Genomic DNA, 2,580 nt, shown 5'->3' with positions numbered 1-2,580 from the left:
GGCCCCTCCGCCCCGTCGGCCCCCGCGCGAGGCGGCGCCGCGCGCGGGGGCGCCGTGGGGCGCACGCGCGCCGCGCTCCCCGGCGCCTTGGTGAACACGCGCCGGCGCAGGTCCACCGGCACGAACAGCGTGCCGTGCGTCTGGATCGTCTCGGCGCGGCCGAGCAGCAGGTAGCCGCCCTCGACCAGCGCGAAGTGGAAGCGCGCCAGGATGCGCGACTGCGTGGGCGCGTCGAAGTACATCAGCGTGTTGCGGCACGCCAGCAGGTCGATGCGCGAGATCGGCGCGTCCTGCATCAGGTCGTTGCGTCCGAAGATGATCACCCGCCGCAGGTCCTTCCGGAACGCGACCTGGTCGCCGCGCTGCTCGAAGAAGCGCTCGACCTGCTCGGCGGGGATCCCCGCCACGGCGTCGAGCGGGTACGCGCCGAGCCGCGCCTGCAGCAGCGCCGCCTCGTCGAGGTCGGTGGCGTAGATCTTCACCCGCTCGCGGAACGCGTCCTCGCCGAGCGACTCGGCGAGCACCATGGCCAGCGTGTAGGCCTCCTCGCCGGTCGCGCAGCCGGCGCACCACACGCGGATCGGCGCGCCGTCCTCCTTCTGCGCGAGGACGCGCGGGAGCACCTCGGCCCGCAGGTACTCCCAGGGCAGGTCGTCGCGGAAGAACGCGGTCACGTTGATCAGGAGGGTGTCGAGGAGGCGGGCGTACTCCGCGGGGTGCGTCTGCAGGTACCGGGCGTAGGCGGCGAAGCCGTCGACGCCGGTCGCGCGCAGGCGCTTGCCGAGCCGGCGCAGCAGCCCGGCGCGCTTGTAGCCGCTGAGGTCGAGTCCGCGCGCGCGGCGCAGGTAGGCGATGAGCGCGGCGACGTCGTCGCCCTCGGGCGGGGGGTCGGGGGCGCGGTTGGCCATGCGGCGGTGGAGGTTACCACGCCGGCGCCCCGCCCGCCGCCTCGGGCGCGTCAAGGCGCGCCTCGGGCCGCGCGTCGAGGCGCAGCAGCGCGCGCCGCGCGGTGGCGTGCCGCCGGGCCGCCGCCTGGGACAGGAAGCGCCGGGCGTGGTCGGGGAGCCCACGGCCGCGCCGGCGCGATGCGGTCCTCGAAGGCGCGCCGCGCGGCCCACCGCGCGCCCTCGGTCGCCTCGACCCGCTGGTGGGCGAGCGCCGCGGGGGAGTAGGCGTGGCCCGTCTCGCACCGCAGGCGCACCGGGCCGGGCTCGTCGGCGCCCCACGGAACGCCCCCGCAGTCGGGGCAGGCGAAGCGCGACGGGACGCCGGGACGCCGGGGCGCCCGTGCTGCTGGTGGGGCCGGTCGTGGAGCGCGCCCGAGCAGATCACGCCGATCACGCGCGGGCCGAAGGCCAGCGCCGCCGAGCGGAAGAGCGGGTCGACGGCGGGACGCGCGCGGTTCGCGCGCGGGCCGCGCGCGAGTCGCACCACGCCCACCTCGCCGTCCGTGCCGCCCTCGACCAGCAGGTGGCAGTCGGGAACGGCCACGACGATCGCCCTCCGCGCGCGCGGGGGGCCGTCGCGCGCCGACGCCGCCGGCAACGGGCCGGCGTGCCGCAGGACCTGGGCGGGGCGCGACTCGGGCCTGGGGCGCTGGTGCACGACGACGCACACGGCGTCGGCGAGGTCGGGCGGGAGCCCGGCGGCGAGTGCCGCGAGCGCCTCGACGCCGCCGGCGGACGCGCCGATCACGATCGGATCCCGGGCGGTCATGGCGGTGCGGGCGGAAGGGGGCGTGGCGGTCGGAGTCGGAGGGCGCACGAGGCGCGCCGGCGGGAGCGTGCGGGTGCTGGCGCCCGCGGCGCGCGCCCCGCATCGTGCGGGAGGTCCCCGATGCGATCGGGCCGTTCCCCTAGCGCGCGATGCCGTTCCGGCTCTCTCCCGCGGTCCAGTCCGCCGAGCTCGCCCGACGGGCGGCGGAGCTTCTCGCGGCGCGGCGGGCGCTGGTGGTCGCGCGGCGGCGGCTCGCCGAGGAGCGCCGGTCGCTGCTGGCGGCGCGCCGCCGCCTGCTGCAGGACGCCGAGGACGCGCGCCGGCGCGTGGCGCGGCCGGCCTGGCGCCGGATAGGATAGGGTCCCATGCATCGCCCGACCCCGCCCCAGGCCGCGCCCGGCGCCGCCATCCGCCTCGTCATCGCCGACGACCACGCGATCGTGCGCGACGGGCTGCGCGCGCTGTTCGAGGTGCAGCCGGGCTTCACCGTCGTCGGCGAGGCGGCCGACGGGCAGGAGGCGTGGCTGCGCGCCTGCGAGCTGCGCCCCGACGTCGTGCTGCTCGACCTCTCGATGCCCGGCGTCGGCGGCGTCGACGCGGCCGAGCGCATCGCGCGCGACTGCCCGACGGTGCGCGTGCTCGCGCTCTCGATGCACGAGGAGCGCGGCTACGTGACGCGCCTGCTGCGCGCCGGCGCGACGGGGTACGTGTCGAAGCGGAGCGCGTCGGCGGACCTGGTGCGCGCGATCCGCACGGTGGCCGCCGGCGGCACGTACGTCGACCCGTCGCTGGCGGGGACGCTGCTCGCGGAGTACGGCGCGCGCGGCGCGCGGTGCGCCGACGCCGCGCGCGCCGGCGGCGGGA

General features: G+C 78.6%; 4 protein-coding genes. 2 read left to right on the top strand and 2 right to left on the bottom strand.

The features are described 5' to 3' along the window. Both PYV61_RS23915 and PYV61_RS26675 read right to left on the bottom strand, forming a co-directional pair. Window positions 1-908 (bottom strand): protein-glutamate O-methyltransferase CheR (locus PYV61_RS23915; RefSeq protein WP_275836387.1); only part of this gene is annotated, 908 nt, incomplete at its 3' end. Between the two features lie 13 nt (window positions 909-921). Then, complete coding sequence (locus tag PYV61_RS26675) at window positions 922-1,716, bottom strand: chemotaxis protein CheB (protein ID WP_345785286.1); 795 nt, start codon at window positions 1,714-1,716, stop codon at window positions 922-924. Between the two features lie 149 nt (window positions 1,717-1,865). Here PYV61_RS26675 and PYV61_RS23910 point away from each other — a divergent pair, with 149 nt between their 5' ends. Continuing rightward, window positions 1,866-2,075: a hypothetical protein gene (locus tag PYV61_RS23910; protein WP_275836386.1), complete on the top strand. Its 210-nt coding sequence runs from the start codon at window positions 1,866-1,868 to the stop codon at window positions 2,073-2,075. A gap of 6 nt (window positions 2,076-2,081) precedes the next feature. Further along, window positions 2,082-2,580 (top strand): response regulator transcription factor (locus PYV61_RS23905; protein WP_275836385.1); only part of this gene is annotated, 499 nt, incomplete at its 3' end.

Origin of the sequence: Roseisolibacter sp. H3M3-2 (genome assembly GCF_029211165.1) — a bacterium.
GTDB lineage: Bacteria > Gemmatimonadota > Gemmatimonadetes > Gemmatimonadales > Gemmatimonadaceae > Roseisolibacter.
Note: the sequence above shows the minus strand (reverse complement) of the source record. Positions and strands in the feature narration are given on the sequence as shown.

Bases quoted from the DNA above. Each gene is read 5' to 3' on its own strand.
- PYV61_RS26675 (WP_345785286.1), bottom strand. From the start codon at position 1,716: ATGACCGCCCGGGATCCGATCGTGATCGGCGCGTCCGCCGGCGGCGTC.
- PYV61_RS23910 (WP_275836386.1), top strand. From the start codon at position 1,866: ATGCCGTTCCGGCTCTCTCCCGCGGTCCAGTCCGCCGAGCTCGCCCGA.